Genomic DNA, 15882 nt, shown 5'->3' with positions numbered 1-15882 from the left:
CAGGACAGTTACACGGTGGCCGCCCTCGTGTTCAGGGAGCGCGCACAGGCAGCCGACGCACATCACGGCTCAAAACAGGCGCACATCCCCGCCAAGATCCGCTACACCACTCCACGGGACACCATCTTGATGCCAGCACCCTGTACGCCCGCTCGATCTGGTCTCGGACTATCGAGTCCTCGTCCGCGCCCAGCTCTTCACGGACGAGCAAGTTCAGGGCTCCGTGGATGGCCTGGGCATGAGCGGTAATGGCCTCGTGCGTCGAGGTGTTGAGCCGTAGCTTCAGCACCTCGTCCGTGATGCGAGAGATCGTCTGCACGTCGATGGGCGCACTGCCGGCCGCCTTCGGATCGCGCTCTTCCGTCACGTTCGCCACCACGCTCTCCCCTCGGAACTGCCTGAGCAGGTTGGGTTCGAGACGAACGTAGAGGCCCCATGGCCCAAGTCCCAAGCAGATTGCGCCAGTTTGTAGCAAGCTGATTGACGCCACTGAACCCCTGCTCGACGCTGAGTGTGCCGCGCAATCCGGCGCAAGGCAGAAGACAGGAGATCGGCCATGAAGCTACGGTTCCTTGGTAAGAACTCCCAAGGGGGAGAGTGCCCGACCCTCTACGCCACAGATCGGGACACGTACCTCGTCCAGGGCTGGAAGATCTTCGCGAATGACCTGCTGATGCAGCTCACCATCCGCGAGGGCCAAGCGGCCGTGGAGGGGCCCACCGAGCTGTTCGAGCACCTGGAGAAGGACGGGCTCTCCTCCGGAGAGTTCAAGCGCCTTGAGGACCCCCTCATGGTCCTTACCCCCGGAGGTACGTACGTTGTGCAGGGCCAGGAGGTGACCGACCCCGAGGCCCTGGCACAGATGCAAATCCCGGACTACGAAACCGTGGTCGAGGTCTCCAAGGCCGCGATCACCACGCTACTGGAGGAACCCCGTGGAGCTGATCTCCAGCGACGAGCGCAACAAGCTATTCGATAGCTGCGCGAACGGCGCCTTCCACTTGGAGCTGAGGGATGACTACTCGGTCCCGGTAGAAGACGGCCCCTACGCGAGCTGGCTCCGGGGGGAACCTCTGGATCACTCGTACATGGGACCGTGGACGCAGCTCGTACGTCGTGTCACCGATGCGGGCAAGACCATGCGTCGGGTTCGAGTCGTCACCGAACCGCACACTCCGTACATCCAGTGGGAGTACGCCACCGCGCACGTCAACGAAGAGGCCGGCGAGTCCGTCAGGTGGTATCCGCGGCACCGGTTGCCCGACGACCTGACTTTCCCGGTAGACAGACATGACTGGTGGCTGTTCGATGACTCGGTGGTCGCTGTAGGGCACTTCAGCGACTCGGGAAGATTCATCGGGAACGAGCTGATCGACGCCCCAGCCATCGTCGCCGAGTGCGTGCGTGTTCGGGATCTGCTTTGGGCCTCTGCCGTTCCTCACTCCGAGTACAAGCCCTGACCGTTCCGTGAACAACCAGGCACAAGAGACGCGAGAGGTGTTGGGGGCCCGGCTGCGTGGATTCCGCAAGGATGCGGGGTTCGGCAGTGGTCGGGCCTTCGCCGCTGCCACAGGGTGGCAGGAATCCAAGGTCTCTCGCATCGAGAACGGCAAGCAGAACGCAAGCGAGGACGACATCCGTGTCTGGTGCCAGGTAACCGGGCATGAGGCTGATCTATCTGACCTGATCGCCACAGTTCGCCACATCGATGAGCTGTGGTTGGAGTGGCGCCGAGTACTCGCGGCCGGGACTGGGAACCGCCAGAAACAGTCCCTGCCCCTCTACAAGAAGACCAAGGTCTTCCGCATCTGGGACCCCGCAACCATCTGGGGAACGGTCCAGACTGCCGAGTATGCGGTGGACATCTTCCGAAAAGTGTCCAGCTACTACGAGACGCCGGCCGACATGGATGCTGCTGTGGCGAAGCGTCTCGAACGGCAGTCATACCTCTACACGGGCGACCGCATCTTCAACGTCCTGCTTGGTGAGCAGGCGCTCTACTCGAACCACGGGGGCCCGGAAGTCATGAAAGGGCAGCTCGACCGGCTGATGGCTGTGATGGCGCTTCCCCGCCTGAGCCTGGGCATCGTCCCACGGTCCACACGCCTTGGTCTCTGGATCGGGCACGCCTTCTCCATGTTTGATGACCAGCTCGTCATGGTCGAGACGTACTCCGCGGAAATGTCCGTCACACAGCCAAGAGAGATCGACCTTTACCGCAAGGCATTCGAACTGCATCGACAGTCCGCTGTCTATGGGCAAGCGGCCAGGGACCTGATACTGACCGCGATCCACCACTTCGACACCATGGCAACCGACTAGGAGAGGTCAACTTGACAACGCATCCCAACTGGCATACCAGCAGCTACACAAAGTCTGACACCTGCGTGGAGGTGGCCGACAACGACCCCGCGAGGGTCATGATCCGCGACACGAAGGACCGGGAACGGGGCACCATGGGCGTCAGGCCGGCACCCTGGGCAGCCTTCGTGGATCACGCGAAGGGGCTTCTTTCGTAAATTCAACGTCCACAGGTGCGTAGCAGGGCCCCTCTGTCGTGGAGGGGCCTTACTGCTGTTCCTGACTTCCTGTCAGTGGGTATATAGACCCCCTACAAAGAAGATGTATGTGTCAGCGGAGGCTTCCGAAGGACACCAGGCCCCAAAAGCGTGCCAGGGATCACTCATCGGGACTTAATTCATTCATTCACTCACCCCGCACGAGGGCTTGGAGGGCGTGAACTAGCTGGTCAGAGGGCCTGAGGGCGGCCAGGATGGCCCAGAAAGGGCCCTGGAGGGGGTGCTGGAGAGTTGAAGGCCGACGGGCCGGGAGGGAGTCGCCTGCAGCCTCGAAAGTTTCATACTCGTACGCGATCTGAGGAAGGCGCCCCGGGTGGTCCTGTGGGGGTGCATTAAGGCACTACCCCGTGTGTGTATGAATGATTATGTGCATTCACCTGAATAATTCGTTATCCTTCTTGCCCACGGCGCGGGTCTTACCCGTGCCGTCTATCCGGGCTTGCAGGGTTCGTCCGGCCGTCGCGCCATGGCCGCGCTCGCTACGGATCACGGGTCCGGCCCGATGGCTCCGGACGGGTCGCCTGCCGCCCGTGAGGCCCTCGGCCGAGATCTCTCCGAGGCGCTGACCACCGGCATCCCCACGCTCTCCCGCAGGCTCTACGGCGAACTGAGCGACGTGTACGCGGACTTCACCACCGGAGGCCACGGGCTCGGCCACAACCTGGACGCGGGCGGCTGGTCGGACGGCGGTGGCGCGGGCGGCGGGCGGCGGGCGGCGGGCACTACGGTGGCGGTCACGGCGGCTGGTGACACCGCCGGGCAGCCCGCGCGGCCCCACGTCCCTTCCGGGCCCGCCTCACCGCGGTCCCGGCTCCTCCCGGGCGGTCTTTCCCGCGCCCCCGTGCTGCACCACGCTGTCCGGCCCCGGGTACGCCAGCGACTCGTGGCCGTCGGCGTAGCGCAGCCGGTACGGCGGGGTGCCGTGCGGGCCCCGTACCTCGACGATCTCCGCGACGCGGTCGGGGTGGCCCACGGTTCTGCCGTGGGTCAGCAACCGGTCGCCGGTCTGAGCTTCCATGGGGAACGACCTCCTTCAGGACGGCGACCCCTTTGTCGACAAGTCTATGACCGTGGTGCCCGGCTCTCGCGCGGGCGCCGGGTGCCCGCCCGCTGGGTCACCGCGATGCAGACGAGTACGGCCACCGCCGCGACCGGGGCGGCTGCGGAGAGGTCCTCGCCGAGCAGGAGGAACGACCAGACCAGCGTCAGCAGCGGCTGGGCCAGTTGCAGCTGGCTGGCGCGCGGGATGCCGATCTCCGCCATGCCCCGGTACCAGACGTACAGCCCGGTGAAGGTGGACCCGGCCGCCAGCCAGACCAGGCCGGCGATCCCGTGCCAGGCCGGCGTGACGGGCTCGTACGACAGTGCCACCGCGCTGCCCGCCACCGCTACCGGGAGCGAGAGGAGCAGTGCCCAGCCGATCACCTGCCAGCCGGGCATGATCCGCGCCAGCCGCCCGCCCTCCGCGTACCCGGCCGCGCACACCACCAGCGAACCGAACAGGTACAGATCACCGGCCGAGACGGCGCCGCCGCTCTGGGCGACCGTGAACGCGAGCACCACGGCGGCCCCCGCGAGCGCCGCGATCCAGAACGCGCGAGGCGGACGGTTGCCCGTCCGCAGGGACGAGAACACCGCCGTGGTCAGCGGCAGCAGCCCCACCACCACGGCCGAGTGCGAGGAGGTCGTCGTCCTCAGCGCGAGCGTGGTCAGCAGCGGGAACCCCGCCACCACGCCGCCCGCCACGACCAGCAGCCCGCCCAGGTGACGGCGGCCCGGCCAGGGGATGCGGGCCGCCAGCAGGACCGAGCCCGCGATCAGCGCGGCGAGCACGCTGCGCAGTGCCACCAGTGACCAGGGGCCGAAGCTCTCCAGTCCCCACACGGTGGCGGGGAACGTGAGGGAGAAGGCGAGGACCCCGAGGGAGGCGAGGACGAAGCCGGACCGTTCGGAGGAGGGGGAGAGGGGAGCGGCGGGCCCCGCAGGGGCACCGGAGGTGGCGGGAGCGGGCGTGGGGGTGGCGCTGGGTGCGAGCGCTATCGTCACGAAAGGGGTAGCGCTATCGTTGTCTCTCATGAATGAGCGTAACAGTGCAGGGGAGTTGGTGGAATTCCTGCGCGGGGAGCTGAACCGCTACTCGCCTGGTGGAAAGCTCCCGTCGAGTCGTGCCCTCGTCGAGCGTTTCCGGGTCAGCCCGGTCACGGTCACCCGGGCCCTCGCTCAACTGGCGGCCGAGGGCCTGGTCGTCACCCGGCCCGGGGCGGGGGCCTTCCGCGCCCAGCCGCGTACCACCGCACCGGCGCCGGGCGACACCTCCTGGCAGGAGGTCTCGCTCAGCGGTGACGGTGGGCCCGAGGTGGTGCCCCGTACCGTCGACGCCTCGGGGGTCCTCGTCACCCTCGCCGCGCCCCCGTCGGGCGTCATCGAGTTCAACGGCGGCTACCTGCACCCCGCCCTCCAGCCCGAACGGGCGCTGGCCGCCGCACTCGCGCGGGCCGGCCGCCGCCCCGGTGCCTGGGACCGGCCGCCGGTGGACGGCCTGCCCGAGCTGCGCGCCTGGTTCGCCCGCGAGATCGGGCCCGGCGTCGGCGCGGCCGACGTCCTCGTCACGGCGGGCGGCCAGAGCGCGCTGGCCACCGCGCTGCGCGCGCTCGCCCCGCCCGGGGCGCCCGTACTCGTCGAGTCGCCGACCTACCCCGGCATGCTGGCCGTCGCCCGCGCCGCCGGGCTGCGGCCCGTCCCCGTACCGGTGGACGCGGACGGCGTACGGCCCGAACTGCTCGACGCCGCGTTCCGCGCCACCGGGGCACGGGTGTTCGTCTGCCAGCCGCTCTTCCAGAACCCGACGGGCGCCGTACTCGCCCCCGCGCGGAGGGCCGAGATGCTGCGCATCGCGCGGGCCGCGGGCGCGTTCGTCGTCGAGGACGACTTCGCCCGCCGTCTCGCCCACGAGGACGCGGGACCACTGCCGCCACCGCTGGCCGCCGACGACCCCGACGGGGTGGTCGTGCACGTCTGCTCGCTCACCAAAGCCACCTCGCCCAGCCTGCGGGTGGGCGCGCTCGCGGCGCGCGGTCCGGTGCTGGAGAGGCTGCGCGCGATCCAGGTCGTGGACAGCTTCTTCGTGCCGAGACCGCTTCAGGAGACCGCCCTCGAACTGGTCGGATCCCCTTCCTGGGGGACGCACCTGCGTTCCGTCGCCGCCGACCTGGCCCGTCGCCGCACCCTGCTCGCCGGTGAACTCCGCCGTTCTCTGCCCGAACTCGACCTGCCGCACGTGCCGTCCGGCGGCGGCAGCCTCTGGCTGCGCGTCCCCGGTGGCGGCAGCGGTGCCGACGAGGCCGCTTTCGTCTCCGCCGCCCTGCGCGCCGGCGTCGCCGTCGCCCCCGGGCGCCCGTACTTCTGCGCGGAACCGCCCGCAGGGCAGGTCCGGATCAGCTTCGCGGCCGCCTCCGGCGCGGCGGAGATCACGGAGGGGGTCAGGCGCCTGCGCGTCGCGTACGACGCCCTCGGGAGCTTCGGGGGGTGACCTGCGGGCGGGGCGGCGCGGGGGCGGCGGAAAACAGGTGGGGGCCCACGAGGGTGCGCTCTAGCCTGAGCCCATGACCGAGACGATCACGCAGGACTACGACATCTCGACCGACCCCGCCCGGCTCGACCCGGCCCGCATCCACCACTGGCTCTCCACCGACACCTACTGGGCACTCGGGCGCAGCCGCGCCACCCAAGACGCGGCGATCGCCGCCTCGCTCAACTTCGGCGTGTACGAACGCGGTTCCGGCAATCAGGTCGGGTACGCGCGCGTGGTGACGGACCACGTCACCTTCGCCTGGCTCTGTGACGTCTACGTCGACCCGGCGGCTCGCGGGCGGGGGCTCGGCGTGCGGCTGGCGGAGGCGGTGCGCGATCACCTCGTCCCGGCCGGAGTCCGCAGGATTCTGCTCTCCACGGGCGACGCCCACGGCGTGTATGGGAAGGTCGGCTTCCACGGGCTGGAGCAGCCCGGCAACTGGATGGCCCTGATCAATCGTTAGATCCTCAACTCGCCTTGCTGTGCGCCCTCTTGACCCGGAGGTCCGTCAGCCTCACGATCGCGGCCATGAGTGTTCGGGTTTCCCTCGTGGTGGCGGCGCGAAGCTCCTCGCTGCTCGCCGAGCGCTTCGACGACGACCGCCCGCTCGACCACGCCGGATGGCGCGAGGTGCAATTCGCCGCACACGCCCTGGTCCCGCTCGGTGCGGCCGATCTCCGCTACTGCGCGCCGACCCCCCGCAGCAGGGCCACCGGTGACGCCCTCGGCTACGCCCCCATGGCCCAACCCGACCTGCGGGACTGTGACATGGGGCGCTGGCGGGGCATGACCCTGGCGGAGGTCGCGGCCCGCGAGCCCGCCGCCGTCGACGCGTGGCTGGCCGATCCCCGCTCCGCGCCGCACGGCGGCGAGCCGCTGCTCGGCTTCATCACCCGCATCGGCCACTGGCTCGACACCCGTCCCGCGGACGGCGGTTCCATCGTCGCGGTGGCCGAGCCCCCGGTGGTCCGCGCGGCCCTCGTCTACGCGCTGAAGGCCCCGCCCTCCGCGTACTGGAACATCGACGCGCGCCCGCTTTCGGCGGTCACCCTCGTCGGACAGCCGGGCCGTTGGAGCCTCTCCCTGGAGCCACCGGCCCACTGATGTACCGGGCCCTCACCGGAAGGATGAAAACCGGTGCGACCCGGGTGTACATCGGTCACAATCCCGGACATGCAACGGTTTGCGGAGATGTTCACCGACCCCGGAAACGACCCACGGGTCGAGGTCCCCACGCAGAGCGACGAGCGGACCATGCTCGTCGCCTCCCTGCGCCGCCAGAGGGACACCCTGGTCCTGAAGTGCTCCGGGCTCGACCCCGAAGCCATGGCCATGCGCTCCGTGGACTTCTCCGGGCTGTCCCTGCTGGGACTCGTCCGGCACCTCGCCGACGTCGAACACCGTTGGTTCAGGCAGCGGTTGGCCGGCCAGGAAGGTCCGGCGCCCTTCTCCACCGTCGACGAGCCGGACGGCGCGTTCGACCGCGCGAGACCCGGAGCCGCGCGAACCGCGGAGGCATGGCGGGTCTGGCGGGCAGAGGTCGACTTCGCGGAACGGTTCGTCGCCGAGGCCCCGGATCTCGACGTGTCCGCCAACGACCCCTGGCAGGGCCGGATTTCGCTCCGGTGGGTCCTGCTGCACATGGTGGAGGAGTACGCGCGGCACAACGGCCACGCCGACCTGCTGCGCCAGGGGATCGACGGAGCAGTGGGGCTGTAGCCGCCCCGGCGTCACACCTTCCCGTCCGTCCGACCAGTCGGTATGTTGCGGGTCCGGGGGGGGGGGGGGCCTGATCGCGTGTCAGGCGGCGGCGTACCCCCGTCCCCGTACCGAAGCGCGGCGGGCTCCCGATCCCGGGCCCGTCCAGGACGAGGAGGAGGCCACCGTGGTGCGGATCCAAGGCCACTGCGACGAACGGTTCGCCCGCGTGCGTACCGCGTTCGAGGAGAACTTCGCCGTACGCGACGAACTGGGCGCGGCCGTCACCGTGCTGGTGGACGGCACGCCGGTCGTCGACCTCTGGGGCGGCTGGGCGGACGGCGCGCGGACCCGCCCCTGGGAGCGGGACACCCTCGTCAACGTCTGGTCCACCACCAAGGGCCCGACCGCGCTCTGCGCCCACATCCTCGCCGACCGGGGCCTGCTCGACCTCGACGCCCCGGTGGCCGTGTACTGGCCCGAGTTCGGCGCCGCCGGCAAGGAGCACATCCCGGTGCGCGATCTCCTCTCGCACCGGGCCGGCCTCGCCGGGCTGCGCGAGCCGCACTCCCTCGCCGACCTCTACGACTGGGAGCTGACCACGTCCCGGCTGGCCGCGACCGAGCCGTGGTGGGAACCCGGGACCCGTTCCGGCTACCACGCCCTGACGTACGGATTCCTGGTCGGTGAGGTGGTCCGCCGGATCAGCGGCGAACTGCCCGGGGAGTTCCTCCGGCGCGAGGTCACCGGCCCCCTCGGGATCGACTTCACCGTGGGACTGCCGGAGAAGGAGGCGGGCCGGGTCGCCGAACTCGTCACGACGAAGGCCACGGCGGCCCAACTCGCGTTCTTCGCGCGCCTGCCCCCGGTGGCCGTCGCCTCCTTCGTCAACCCCGGTACGGGAGCCGCCGCGGCCAACACCGCCGCCTGGCGGGCGGCCGAGATCCCGGCGGCGAACGGCCACGGCACCGCCCGCGCGGTCGCCGCCCTCTACGGCATCCTCGCCGGGCGCGGCACGCTCTCCGGCCGGCGCGTGCTGTCCGAGGCCGCCGCCGAGCGCGTACGGGAGGGACAGGGGAGCTGCCGCGACCTCGTGCTGGGCGCCGGGTTCGCGCACGAGACGGAGATCGCCCTCGGCGTCTGGCTGAGCGGCCCCAACGCCTCCTACGGCCCCAACCCGCGGGCGGTCGGCCACGACGGGGCGGGCGGCTCCTGCGGGCTCGCCGACCCGGAGTCGGGGGTGGCGCTCGGCTACGTCATGAACCGGATGGGCGTGGGGCTCGCCGACGACCCGCGGAAGATGGCGCTGGTCGAGTCGGTGTACGCGTCACTCTGAGACACGGAACACACACGCGGACACAGAAACGCGCGGGAACACAGAGACGCGCGGGAACACAGAGACGCGCGGGAACACAGAGACGCGCGGGAACACAGAGACGCGCGGGAACACAGAGACGCGCGGGAACACAGAGACGCGCGGGAACACAGAGACGCGCGGGCGGACACAGAGACGCGCGGGCCGACGGGGACTCCGTCGGCCCGCGCGTTCTCACGCCAGGGTGCGCGAGGCCGGTCGCGCGAGGGCGTGCGGTGGTGATCCTTAGAGGACGCCGCTCTTGGCGATGGTGATCTTCGCCGAGGTGCGACCCGACTGGGAGCCCAGGGACTCGATCTTCTTGACCAGCGCCATGCTGTCCTCGTCCGCGACCTCACCGAAGACGACGTGCTTGCCGTCGAGCCAGGAGGTCACGATGGTGGTGATGAAGAACTGCGAGCCGTTGGTGTTGCGGCCGGCGTTGGCCATCGACAGCAGACCCGGCTTGGTGTGCTTGAGCGTGAAGTTCTCGTCCGCGAACTTCTCGCCGTAGATGCTCTTGCCGCCCGTGCCGTCGCCGCGGGTGAAGTCGCCGCCCTGGAGCATGAACTCCGGGATCACACGGTGGAAGGACGAGCCCTCGTAGCCGAAACCCTTCTCGCCGGTGGCGAGGGCGCGGAAGTTCTCCACGGTCTTCGGGACGACGTCCTCGAAGAGGTTGAACGTGATCCGCCCGGCGGGCTCGTCGTTGATGGTTATGTCGAAGAAAGCCTTGATGGTCATAGAACCATCCTGACACTTCTCGGGCAGGACCTCGTGCAGAGGGGTCCCCGGCACGGTCCGGGCGACCGGTCGAAAGCCGCGGACGGGCGGCGGAACGATTCAGCGCCCGCCCGGACGCCCACCCGCACGCCCACCCCGGGAACGCGCGCGCCCGGAACCGAAGAGTCCCCGCCGCCCGGGCCGGGACCGCAGCCCGGCAGGCCGCCCCGCACGGCTTCGGGCCCCGTCCCCCGGCGCGACGGGCCGCCGGTCGCCGTCCGGGGACGGCAGCGGTGCCCGGCGGTCGGCCTCGGCGCGCATCTCCTGGTGAGCGGCGTACGACGTGGTGCGGAACGCCTCCTCGTACGAGGCGAGAGCCGCCCCGACCGCCGCCCCGGCCGTCCCGCGGCGCCGCACCCGGGCCGCGAGCAGCCCGAGGAGGCCCATCACGGCGGCCAGACATCCGACGACGATCAGCAACGGCAGGAAACCACCCATGGCGGCGAGCGTAGCGAGGGGGCCGGGCCCAGGGGAGGGTACGGGCCGCCGCTACCGGCCGCGCGGCTTTCCGCGCTTGGCCCCGGCTCCCTTGGCCCCACCGGTGTGCTTTCCGCCCTTGCCGTCACCCGCCCCGCCCCGCGGGTTGCGGGACGACGGCTTGCCCGCGCCGGCGCCACGACGGGCACCGGCGGCCGGCCGCTTCTCCTGCTTCGGCTGGGGGGGCGTGGGCGTACGACCGCGCGAGCTGTTCACCGTGCGGCCCCGGACGATGCCGATGAAGTCCTCGACCCTCTCGGTCGTCTTCTCCTCCGGCCACGAGAGGGCGATGCGCGACTCCGGGGCGTCCGTCATCGTCCGGTAGGTGAGGTCCTTGCGGTGGTGGAGCCGCGCGAGCGACTGCGGGACGACCAGCACGCCGATCCCCGCCGCGACCAGCGCCACGGCGTCCTCCGTCGTCTCCGGCCGCTCCGACGCGGGCAGCCCCGGCGGGCGCTCCCAGTCGAACGGGTCGTCGAGCGGATGCAGCACGATGTCCTCCGCGAGGTCCTCGGCCGACACCTCCTCCGCGGCCGCGAGCAGGTGGTCCTTCGGGATCACCACCACCGTGGTCTCGGTGTACAGGGGGATCGCGCTGAGCTCCTCGCGCCCGACCGGAAGCCGTACGAACCCCGCGTCGGCACCGCCCTCCAACAGCAGCCCGGGGGCCTGGGCGGACGGTACGGAGACCAGCTCCAGCGGGACGAGGGGGAAGCGCTCTTTCCAGATGCGCACCCACTTGGAAGGCGTCACGCCCGGTACGTAGGCGAGGCGGAACGAGGGGGATGCGTCGGAGCCAGTCACCCCGCCAGGTTACCGGCCCCGCCCCCGTCGGGCGTCCGGTGGATCATGGCCGGGAACCCGCCGCACCCGCCGGCCCGAAGCGGTGTGGTCGGCGGCCTCGCACACGCTCGCTACTCTTGACACATGACCTCGCACCAGACACCCCAGACGATGAAGCCCGCCACCGCGGCGAAGAAGCTGGGTGTGTACCTCGAAGCCACCCCCGCCGAGTTCCAGGAGGGTGTGGTCTCGCGCAGCGAGTTCAACGCGCTGCAGGCCGATCCGCCGGCCTGGCTGGAGGAGCTGCGCCGCAACGGCCCGCACCCCCGCCCGGTCGTCGCCGCCAAGCTGGGCGTCTCCATCTCGGGCCTCGCGCGCGGCGGAGTCACCGAGGCGCTCACCACCGAGCAGATCGACGCTCTCAAGAACGAGATGCCGGAATGGCTGAGCGCCGAGCGCGCCACCCAGGCCGACGTCCGCAAGGAGGCCGTCCGCATCAAGGAGCGGAACGCCGAGCGCGCCGCGCGCGCCGAGAAGGCCGGTTCCTGACCCAGGCTCCCCACCTCCGCCCGGCCGCCGACACACCTCGCGCGGCCGGGCGGAGTCGTGCCCGCCCGGCCGCACCGTCTTCCGGCACGCCACGGCCCGGCGCCCCGAATCGGACGAGCGGATGACCTGACGACCGGATAACCGGTGGCCGCCGCCCGGCCACCCGCGACAGGATGCACGCCGTGCATCACCTGCTGCTCGGTCTCGCCGTCAACCCTTCGCTGCCTTCGCACCTGATCGACCGGTTCCTCGCCTACGAGGACGTCTGCCTCGAACCCCTCGACTGCGAACTCGCCCAGACCCTCGGCGATCGCTCCGATCTGAGCCGCGAACAGGCGAAGCGGCTGGTGTCGGCGCACGAGGACTGCGCGACGGTGTCCATGTCCCCGGCGGTCCGGGTGCTCACGGAGGCCGACGTCGACCCGGTGCGGTGGCCCCTCGTCGCGCTCGCCCTGCTGGAGGAAGGTGCCGGTAACCCCTCGTGGGCCCGCCATCTCGCCGAGGTGCCCGAGTACCGGCTGCGGGAGTCGCTCGCCGCCCTCCCGGGCCTCCCCGACGACGTGACCGGGACACTCGCCGCCGACCCCGACGTGCGGGTGGTGGCCGAGCTCGCGCTCTGGACCACGTCCACCACCACCGCCACGAGGCTCGCCCGGCACCCGCACGCCGAGGTACGCGGCGCGCTCGCCCTGAACCCGCTGACGCCGCCCCCGGTCCTGGCGGCCCTGATCACCGGCGAAGGGCTGCCGCCGGTCCGCCACTGCCCGGTCTGCGACCAGGAACCCGTCCCGTACACCCGTGCCTCGGGCTCCGAACGCCCCGGATGCGAACCGCGCTCCGGGGCGGCCTGCGACGGATCCCACCGGTCCACCCTCCACGAGCTGCTCGTACGGGTCCTGGAGAACCGGGCCACACCCACCGGGGCGGCCCTCGCCTTCGCCGACGACGGCCGCGAGTCGGTACGCCGGGCGCTGGCCACCCGCCACGACCTGCCCGCCACCGCGTACGAACTCCTCGCCCGCGACCCCTCCCACCTGGTCAGGTACGAACTCGCGGGGAACCCCGCGATCTGCGAGGCGGCCGTCCGTGTCCTGGCCGTGGACCTGAGCCCCGAGGTCCGCCGCACGGTGGCGCATCACCCGCGCCTGCCCCTGGACGTGCTCACCGCCCTGACCGGGACGGTGCGGACCGGCCCGGTGCTGCTCCCCAGGATCGCCGAGGCGCCGCCCGCCGAGATCGCCCTGCTGGCGGCATCGCCGGACCCGGCCGTGCGGGCCCTGGTGGCGGAACGCCACGACCTGCCCGAGGCGATCCGCGACCGGCTCGCCGCCGATCCCGACGCGAAGGTGGCCAAGGCGGTGGCCCCGCACCCCGGGCTGCCCGAGGCGGCGCTGCGCGCGATGACCACGCGTTTCGGGGCGCAGGTGGCGGGGCGGGTGGCCGAGAACCCGGACGCCCCGCCCGCGTTCCTGGAGGAGTTGGCCCTGCGCACCCCGCCCGTACGCAAGGTGCTCCGCGCGGTGGCCGCCCGGCCCGATGCGACCCCGGCCTCGCTGGTCGCCTGCCTGGCGGATTCCCGGGTACGGATCACGGCGGCCCGCCACCCGTCCCTGCCGCCGGACGTGCTCACGGGGCTGCTCGACCACGCGGACCACGATCTGGCCTCGGCGGCCGCGGCCAACCCCGCCCTGCCGGTGGGCGAGATGACGCGGCTCCTCCCGCCGCCGGTTCTCCCCCGGCTCCGCGCCACGACGTAACGTGCGGGTGGGGGCGCGGGCACCCCTCGAAAGCGCCGCGCCGTCCCCGTTCCACCGCCCCGGCAGAGAGGCCGACACCGACCATGACCGACACACTCACCGTCAGCGTTCTGGGCACCGGGATCATGGGTGCCGCCATGGCCCGCAACCTCGCCCGCGCCGGGCATTCCGTACGGGCCTGGAACCGCACCCGGGCCAAGGCCGAACCGCTGGCCGAAGAGGGTGCGCGGATCGCCGACACCCCCGCGGAGGCCGTGGAGGGCGCCGACGTGGTCCTGACGATGCTGCACGACGGGCCGGCGGTGGCGGAGGTCATGCGGCAGGCCGCCCCGGCGCTCCGTCCCGGTACCGCCTGGGTGCAGTCGACCACCGTGGGCGTCGACGCCGTCGAGGCGCTCGCCGCCCTCGCCGCCGAGTACGGCCTGGTCTTCTTCGACGCGCCGGTGCTCGGCACCCGGCAGCCCGCCGAGGCCGGGCGGCTGACCGTCCTCGCGGCGGGCCCGACGGACGGCCGCACGGCTGTCACCCCGGTACTGGACGCGGTCGGGGCCCGTACGGTCTGGACGGGCGAGGATGGGGCCGACGGCGCCGCCACCCGCCTCAAGCTCGTCGCCAACAGCTGGGTCATCGCGGCCACCACCGCCACCGGAGAGGCCCTGGCGCTCTCCAAGGCCCTCGGGGTGAACCCGCAGGACTTCTTCGACGCCATCGGCGGTGGCCCGCTCGACATGGGCTATCTGCGGGCCAAGTCCGCCCTCATCCTCGACGGCGGTCTGGAACCGGCCAGTTTCGCGGTGACCACGGCCGAGAAGGACGCCCGCCTGATCGTGGAGGCCGGGCAGCGGTACGGCGTCCGCCTCGACGGCGCCGCGGCGAGCGCGGACCGCTTCGCCCGTGCCGCCGCCCAGGGCCACGGCCACGAGGACATGGCAGCGGCCTACTTCGCGAGCTTCGAACCGGACGAGTCGCGCTGACGCCTGCCCGCGCGCCGCTCATCGTCCGCACAGGGCTTCCCGGCAGGCGAGTTGCGCGGCCCGCGCGGGTGCCGGGTGGAGCACTCCGTCCGGCACCCCGGCGGAGTGCTTGGCGGTGTGCGCGGGCAGGGTGCGTGGCCGCGTGCGCGGGCAGGGTGCGGCGCCCCTTGTGAAGCGGAACCGCGTTCCGTATTGTGTTGCTGAACGGTGTTCCGCTTTGGCGACCCCAGTCCCGGCGGAACCCCGCGACGACCTGTGCATGCCCGCGCACCCCCGCGCACGCAGCGCATTCGTAGGAGAGAGAGCCATGCGATACCGCACGCTGGGCCGGACCGGCATCAAGGTCAGCCCGTACTGCCTGGGCACGATGATGTTCGGCGCCATGGGGAACCCCGACCACGACGACTCCGTCCGCATCATCCACAAGGCGCTGGACTCGGGCATCAACTTCGTCGACACCGCCGACGCCTACTCGCGCGGTGAGTCCGAGGAGATCGTCGGCAAGGCCCTCAAGGGCCGTCGCGACAACGTCGTGCTGGCCACCAAGGCGCACCTGCCGATGGGCAGCGATCCCAACCAGCAAGGCAACTCGCGGCGTTGGCTGGTCCGCGCCCTGGAGGACTCGCTGCGCCGGCTGGGCACCGACCACGTCGACCTGTTCCAGGTCCACCGGCCCGCGCCGGACACCGACATCGAGGAGACCCTCTCGGCCCTCACCGACCTGGTCCGCGCCGGCAAGGTCCGGGCCATCGGGTCGTCCACCTTCCCCGCCACCGACATCGTCGAGGCGCAGTGGACCGCCGAGCGCCGCGGCCTGCAGCGCTTCCGCACCGAGCAGCCGACGTACTCGATCCTCAACCGGGGCATCGAACGCGAGGTACTGCCGGCCGTGGAACGCTACGGAATGGGCGCGCTGGTCTGGAGCCCGCTGGCCGGAGGCCTGCTCACCGGCCGCTACCGCAAGGGCCAGGAAGCCGCGACGCACCGCGCGGGCTTCGGCTTCAAGCACCTGAAGGACGAACGCCGCCTCGACGTCGTGGAACAGCTCATCCCCGTCGCCGAGAAGGCCGGCCTGCCGCTGACGCACCTCGCCACGGCCTTCGTCATCTCCCACCCCGGTGTCACCTCGGCGATCATCGGACCGCGCACCATGGACCACCTCGACGACCTGCTCGCCGGCGCCGAGGTCTCCCTGAGCGACGAGACCCTCGACGAGCTCGACGCCCTCGTGCCCCCCGGCACCGACGTCGGCATCCTCGACATGGCGTACGACCCGCCGGCCATCCAGCGGGCCGTGCTGCGCCGCCGCCACGGCGAGGAGCGGGCGGCGGCCTGATGCGGGAGGGGGCGGCCGGAC

19 protein-coding genes are annotated in these 15882 nt (G+C 71.5%); 13 read left to right on the top strand and 6 right to left on the bottom strand.

Features of this window, described 5'->3' with window-relative positions:
• Window positions 1-31: 31 nt before the first annotated feature.
• Window positions 32-376, bottom strand: a complete 345-nt coding sequence (locus OHA55_RS03060) for a hypothetical protein (protein WP_266702516.1) — start codon at window positions 374-376, stop codon at window positions 32-34.
• 180 nt (window positions 377-556) lie between these two features.
• Here OHA55_RS03060 and OHA55_RS03055 point away from each other — a divergent pair, with 180 nt between their 5' ends.
• From OHA55_RS03055 to OHA55_RS03040, 4 genes are read left to right on the top strand one after another with little or no spacing between them, the layout of a single operon-like run.
• Window positions 557-979: a hypothetical protein gene (locus OHA55_RS03055; protein ID WP_266702514.1), complete on the top strand. Its 423-nt coding sequence runs from the start codon at window positions 557-559 to the stop codon at window positions 977-979.
• Entirely contained in the window at window positions 936-1460 is a 525-nt protein-coding gene (locus tag OHA55_RS03050; protein WP_266702512.1) for a DUF6879 family protein, read from the top strand. Before OHA55_RS03055 ends, OHA55_RS03050 begins: the two co-directional genes overlap by 44 nt.
• Window positions 1461-1467: 7 nt before the next feature.
• Window positions 1468-2322, top strand: a complete 855-nt coding sequence (locus OHA55_RS03045) for a helix-turn-helix transcriptional regulator (RefSeq protein ID WP_266702510.1) — start codon at window positions 1468-1470, stop codon at window positions 2320-2322.
• Between the two features lie 11 nt (window positions 2323-2333).
• Window positions 2334-2519: a DUF397 domain-containing protein gene (locus tag OHA55_RS03040; protein WP_266702508.1), complete on the top strand. Its 186-nt coding sequence runs from the start codon at window positions 2334-2336 to the stop codon at window positions 2517-2519.
• An 856-nt stretch (window positions 2520-3375) separates the two neighbouring features.
• Here OHA55_RS03040 and OHA55_RS03035 read toward each other — a convergent pair.
• Entirely contained in the window at window positions 3376-3597 is a 222-nt protein-coding gene (locus OHA55_RS03035) for a DUF1918 domain-containing protein (protein ID WP_266702506.1), read from the bottom strand.
• A gap of 44 nt (window positions 3598-3641) precedes the next feature.
• Window positions 3642-4655, bottom strand: coding sequence for a DMT family transporter (locus OHA55_RS03030; RefSeq protein WP_266702504.1), 1014 nt, complete (start codon window positions 4653-4655; stop codon window positions 3642-3644).
• On the opposite strand from OHA55_RS03030, the gene OHA55_RS03025 reads away from it, so the two are divergent.
• The 5 genes from OHA55_RS03025 (at window position 4654) to OHA55_RS03005 (ending at window position 9184) form a co-directional block, all read left to right on the top strand.
• On the top strand, window positions 4654-6108 hold the full coding sequence (locus tag OHA55_RS03025) for a PLP-dependent aminotransferase family protein (RefSeq protein ID WP_266702502.1): 1455 nt from the start codon (window positions 4654-4656) through the stop codon (window positions 6106-6108). The two genes, OHA55_RS03030 and OHA55_RS03025, sit on opposite strands and share 2 nt — an antisense overlap.
• A 73-nt stretch (window positions 6109-6181) precedes the next feature.
• Window positions 6182-6613, top strand: a complete 432-nt coding sequence (locus OHA55_RS03020; RefSeq protein WP_266702500.1) for a GNAT family N-acetyltransferase — start codon at window positions 6182-6184, stop codon at window positions 6611-6613.
• A 65-nt stretch (window positions 6614-6678) separates the two neighbouring features.
• Window positions 6679-7254 (top strand): histidine phosphatase family protein, encoded by a 576-nt coding sequence (locus OHA55_RS03015; RefSeq protein WP_266702498.1) that lies wholly within the window; start codon window positions 6679-6681, stop codon window positions 7252-7254.
• Between the two features lie 69 nt (window positions 7255-7323).
• Window positions 7324-7869: a DinB family protein gene (locus OHA55_RS03010; RefSeq protein WP_266702496.1), complete on the top strand. Its 546-nt coding sequence runs from the start codon at window positions 7324-7326 to the stop codon at window positions 7867-7869.
• 166 nt (window positions 7870-8035) lie between these two features.
• Window positions 8036-9184, top strand: coding sequence for a serine hydrolase domain-containing protein (locus OHA55_RS03005; RefSeq protein WP_266702494.1), 1149 nt, complete (start codon window positions 8036-8038; stop codon window positions 9182-9184).
• A 264-nt stretch (window positions 9185-9448) separates the two neighbouring features.
• On the opposite strand, the gene OHA55_RS03000 is transcribed toward OHA55_RS03005, so the two are convergent.
• The 3 genes from OHA55_RS03000 to OHA55_RS02990 all read right to left on the bottom strand — a co-directional run bounded on the left by OHA55_RS03000 (window position 9449) and on the right by OHA55_RS02990 (window position 11266).
• Window positions 9449-9946: a peptidylprolyl isomerase gene (locus OHA55_RS03000; protein ID WP_266702492.1), complete on the bottom strand. Its 498-nt coding sequence runs from the start codon at window positions 9944-9946 to the stop codon at window positions 9449-9451.
• A 99-nt stretch (window positions 9947-10045) separates the two neighbouring features.
• Window positions 10046-10423 (bottom strand): hypothetical protein, encoded by a 378-nt coding sequence (locus tag OHA55_RS02995; RefSeq protein ID WP_266702490.1) that lies wholly within the window; start codon window positions 10421-10423, stop codon window positions 10046-10048.
• 51 nt (window positions 10424-10474) lie between these two features.
• Window positions 10475-11266 (bottom strand): LysR family substrate-binding domain-containing protein, encoded by a 792-nt coding sequence (locus tag OHA55_RS02990; RefSeq protein WP_266702488.1) that lies wholly within the window; start codon window positions 11264-11266, stop codon window positions 10475-10477.
• Window positions 11267-11389: 123 nt separating this feature from the next.
• Here OHA55_RS02990 and OHA55_RS02985 point away from each other — a divergent pair, with 123 nt between their 5' ends.
• The 4 genes from OHA55_RS02985 to OHA55_RS02970 all read left to right on the top strand — a co-directional run bounded on the left by OHA55_RS02985 (window position 11390) and on the right by OHA55_RS02970 (window position 15861).
• Window positions 11390-11794, top strand: coding sequence for a DUF5997 family protein (locus OHA55_RS02985; protein WP_266702486.1), 405 nt, complete (start codon window positions 11390-11392; stop codon window positions 11792-11794).
• A gap of 173 nt (window positions 11795-11967) precedes the next feature.
• Window positions 11968-13551 carry a hypothetical protein gene (locus OHA55_RS02980; RefSeq protein ID WP_323180358.1) on the top strand — a complete coding sequence of 528 codons (1584 nt, stop codon included), beginning with the start codon at window positions 11968-11970 and terminating at the stop codon, window positions 13549-13551.
• Window positions 13552-13634: 83 nt separating this feature from the next.
• Window positions 13635-14525, top strand: a complete 891-nt coding sequence (locus OHA55_RS02975) for an NAD(P)-dependent oxidoreductase (protein ID WP_266702482.1) — start codon at window positions 13635-13637, stop codon at window positions 14523-14525.
• A 307-nt stretch (window positions 14526-14832) separates the two neighbouring features.
• The gene (locus OHA55_RS02970) at window positions 14833-15861 is read left to right on the top strand and encodes an aldo/keto reductase (protein WP_266702480.1); all 1029 of its coding nucleotides are present in this window, start codon (window positions 14833-14835) and stop codon (window positions 15859-15861) included.
• The last annotated feature ends 21 nt before the right edge of the window (window positions 15862-15882 follow it).

Origin of the sequence: Streptomyces sp. NBC_00102 (assembly GCF_026343115.1) — a bacterium.
GTDB lineage: Bacteria > Actinomycetota > Actinomycetes > Streptomycetales > Streptomycetaceae > Streptomyces.
This window is presented reverse-complemented; position numbering and strand designations above follow the sequence as displayed.

Coding starts and splice junctions, on each gene's coding strand:
- OHA55_RS03035 (WP_266702506.1), bottom strand. CDS start 3,597: ATGGAAGCTCAGACCGGCGACCGGTTGCTGACCCACGGCAGAACCGTG.
- OHA55_RS02995 (WP_266702490.1), bottom strand. CDS start 10,423: ATGGGTGGTTTCCTGCCGTTGCTGATCGTCGTCGGATGTCTGGCCGCC.
- OHA55_RS03015 (WP_266702498.1), top strand. CDS start 6,679: ATGAGTGTTCGGGTTTCCCTCGTGGTGGCGGCGCGAAGCTCCTCGCTG.
- OHA55_RS03000 (WP_266702492.1), bottom strand. CDS start 9,946: ATGACCATCAAGGCTTTCTTCGACATAACCATCAACGACGAGCCCGCC.
- OHA55_RS02975 (WP_266702482.1), top strand. CDS start 13,635: ATGACCGACACACTCACCGTCAGCGTTCTGGGCACCGGGATCATGGGT.
- OHA55_RS02985 (WP_266702486.1), top strand. CDS start 11,390: ATGACCTCGCACCAGACACCCCAGACGATGAAGCCCGCCACCGCGGCG.
- OHA55_RS02980 (WP_323180358.1), top strand. CDS start 11,968: ATGCACGCCGTGCATCACCTGCTGCTCGGTCTCGCCGTCAACCCTTCG.
- OHA55_RS03055 (WP_266702514.1), top strand. CDS start 557: ATGAAGCTACGGTTCCTTGGTAAGAACTCCCAAGGGGGAGAGTGCCCG.
- OHA55_RS03025 (WP_266702502.1), top strand. CDS start 4,654: ATGAATGAGCGTAACAGTGCAGGGGAGTTGGTGGAATTCCTGCGCGGG.
- OHA55_RS03020 (WP_266702500.1), top strand. CDS start 6,182: ATGACCGAGACGATCACGCAGGACTACGACATCTCGACCGACCCCGCC.
- OHA55_RS02970 (WP_266702480.1), top strand. CDS start 14,833: ATGCGATACCGCACGCTGGGCCGGACCGGCATCAAGGTCAGCCCGTAC.
- OHA55_RS03010 (WP_266702496.1), top strand. CDS start 7,324: ATGCAACGGTTTGCGGAGATGTTCACCGACCCCGGAAACGACCCACGG.
- OHA55_RS03030 (WP_266702504.1), bottom strand. CDS start 4,655: ATGAGAGACAACGATAGCGCTACCCCTTTCGTGACGATAGCGCTCGCA.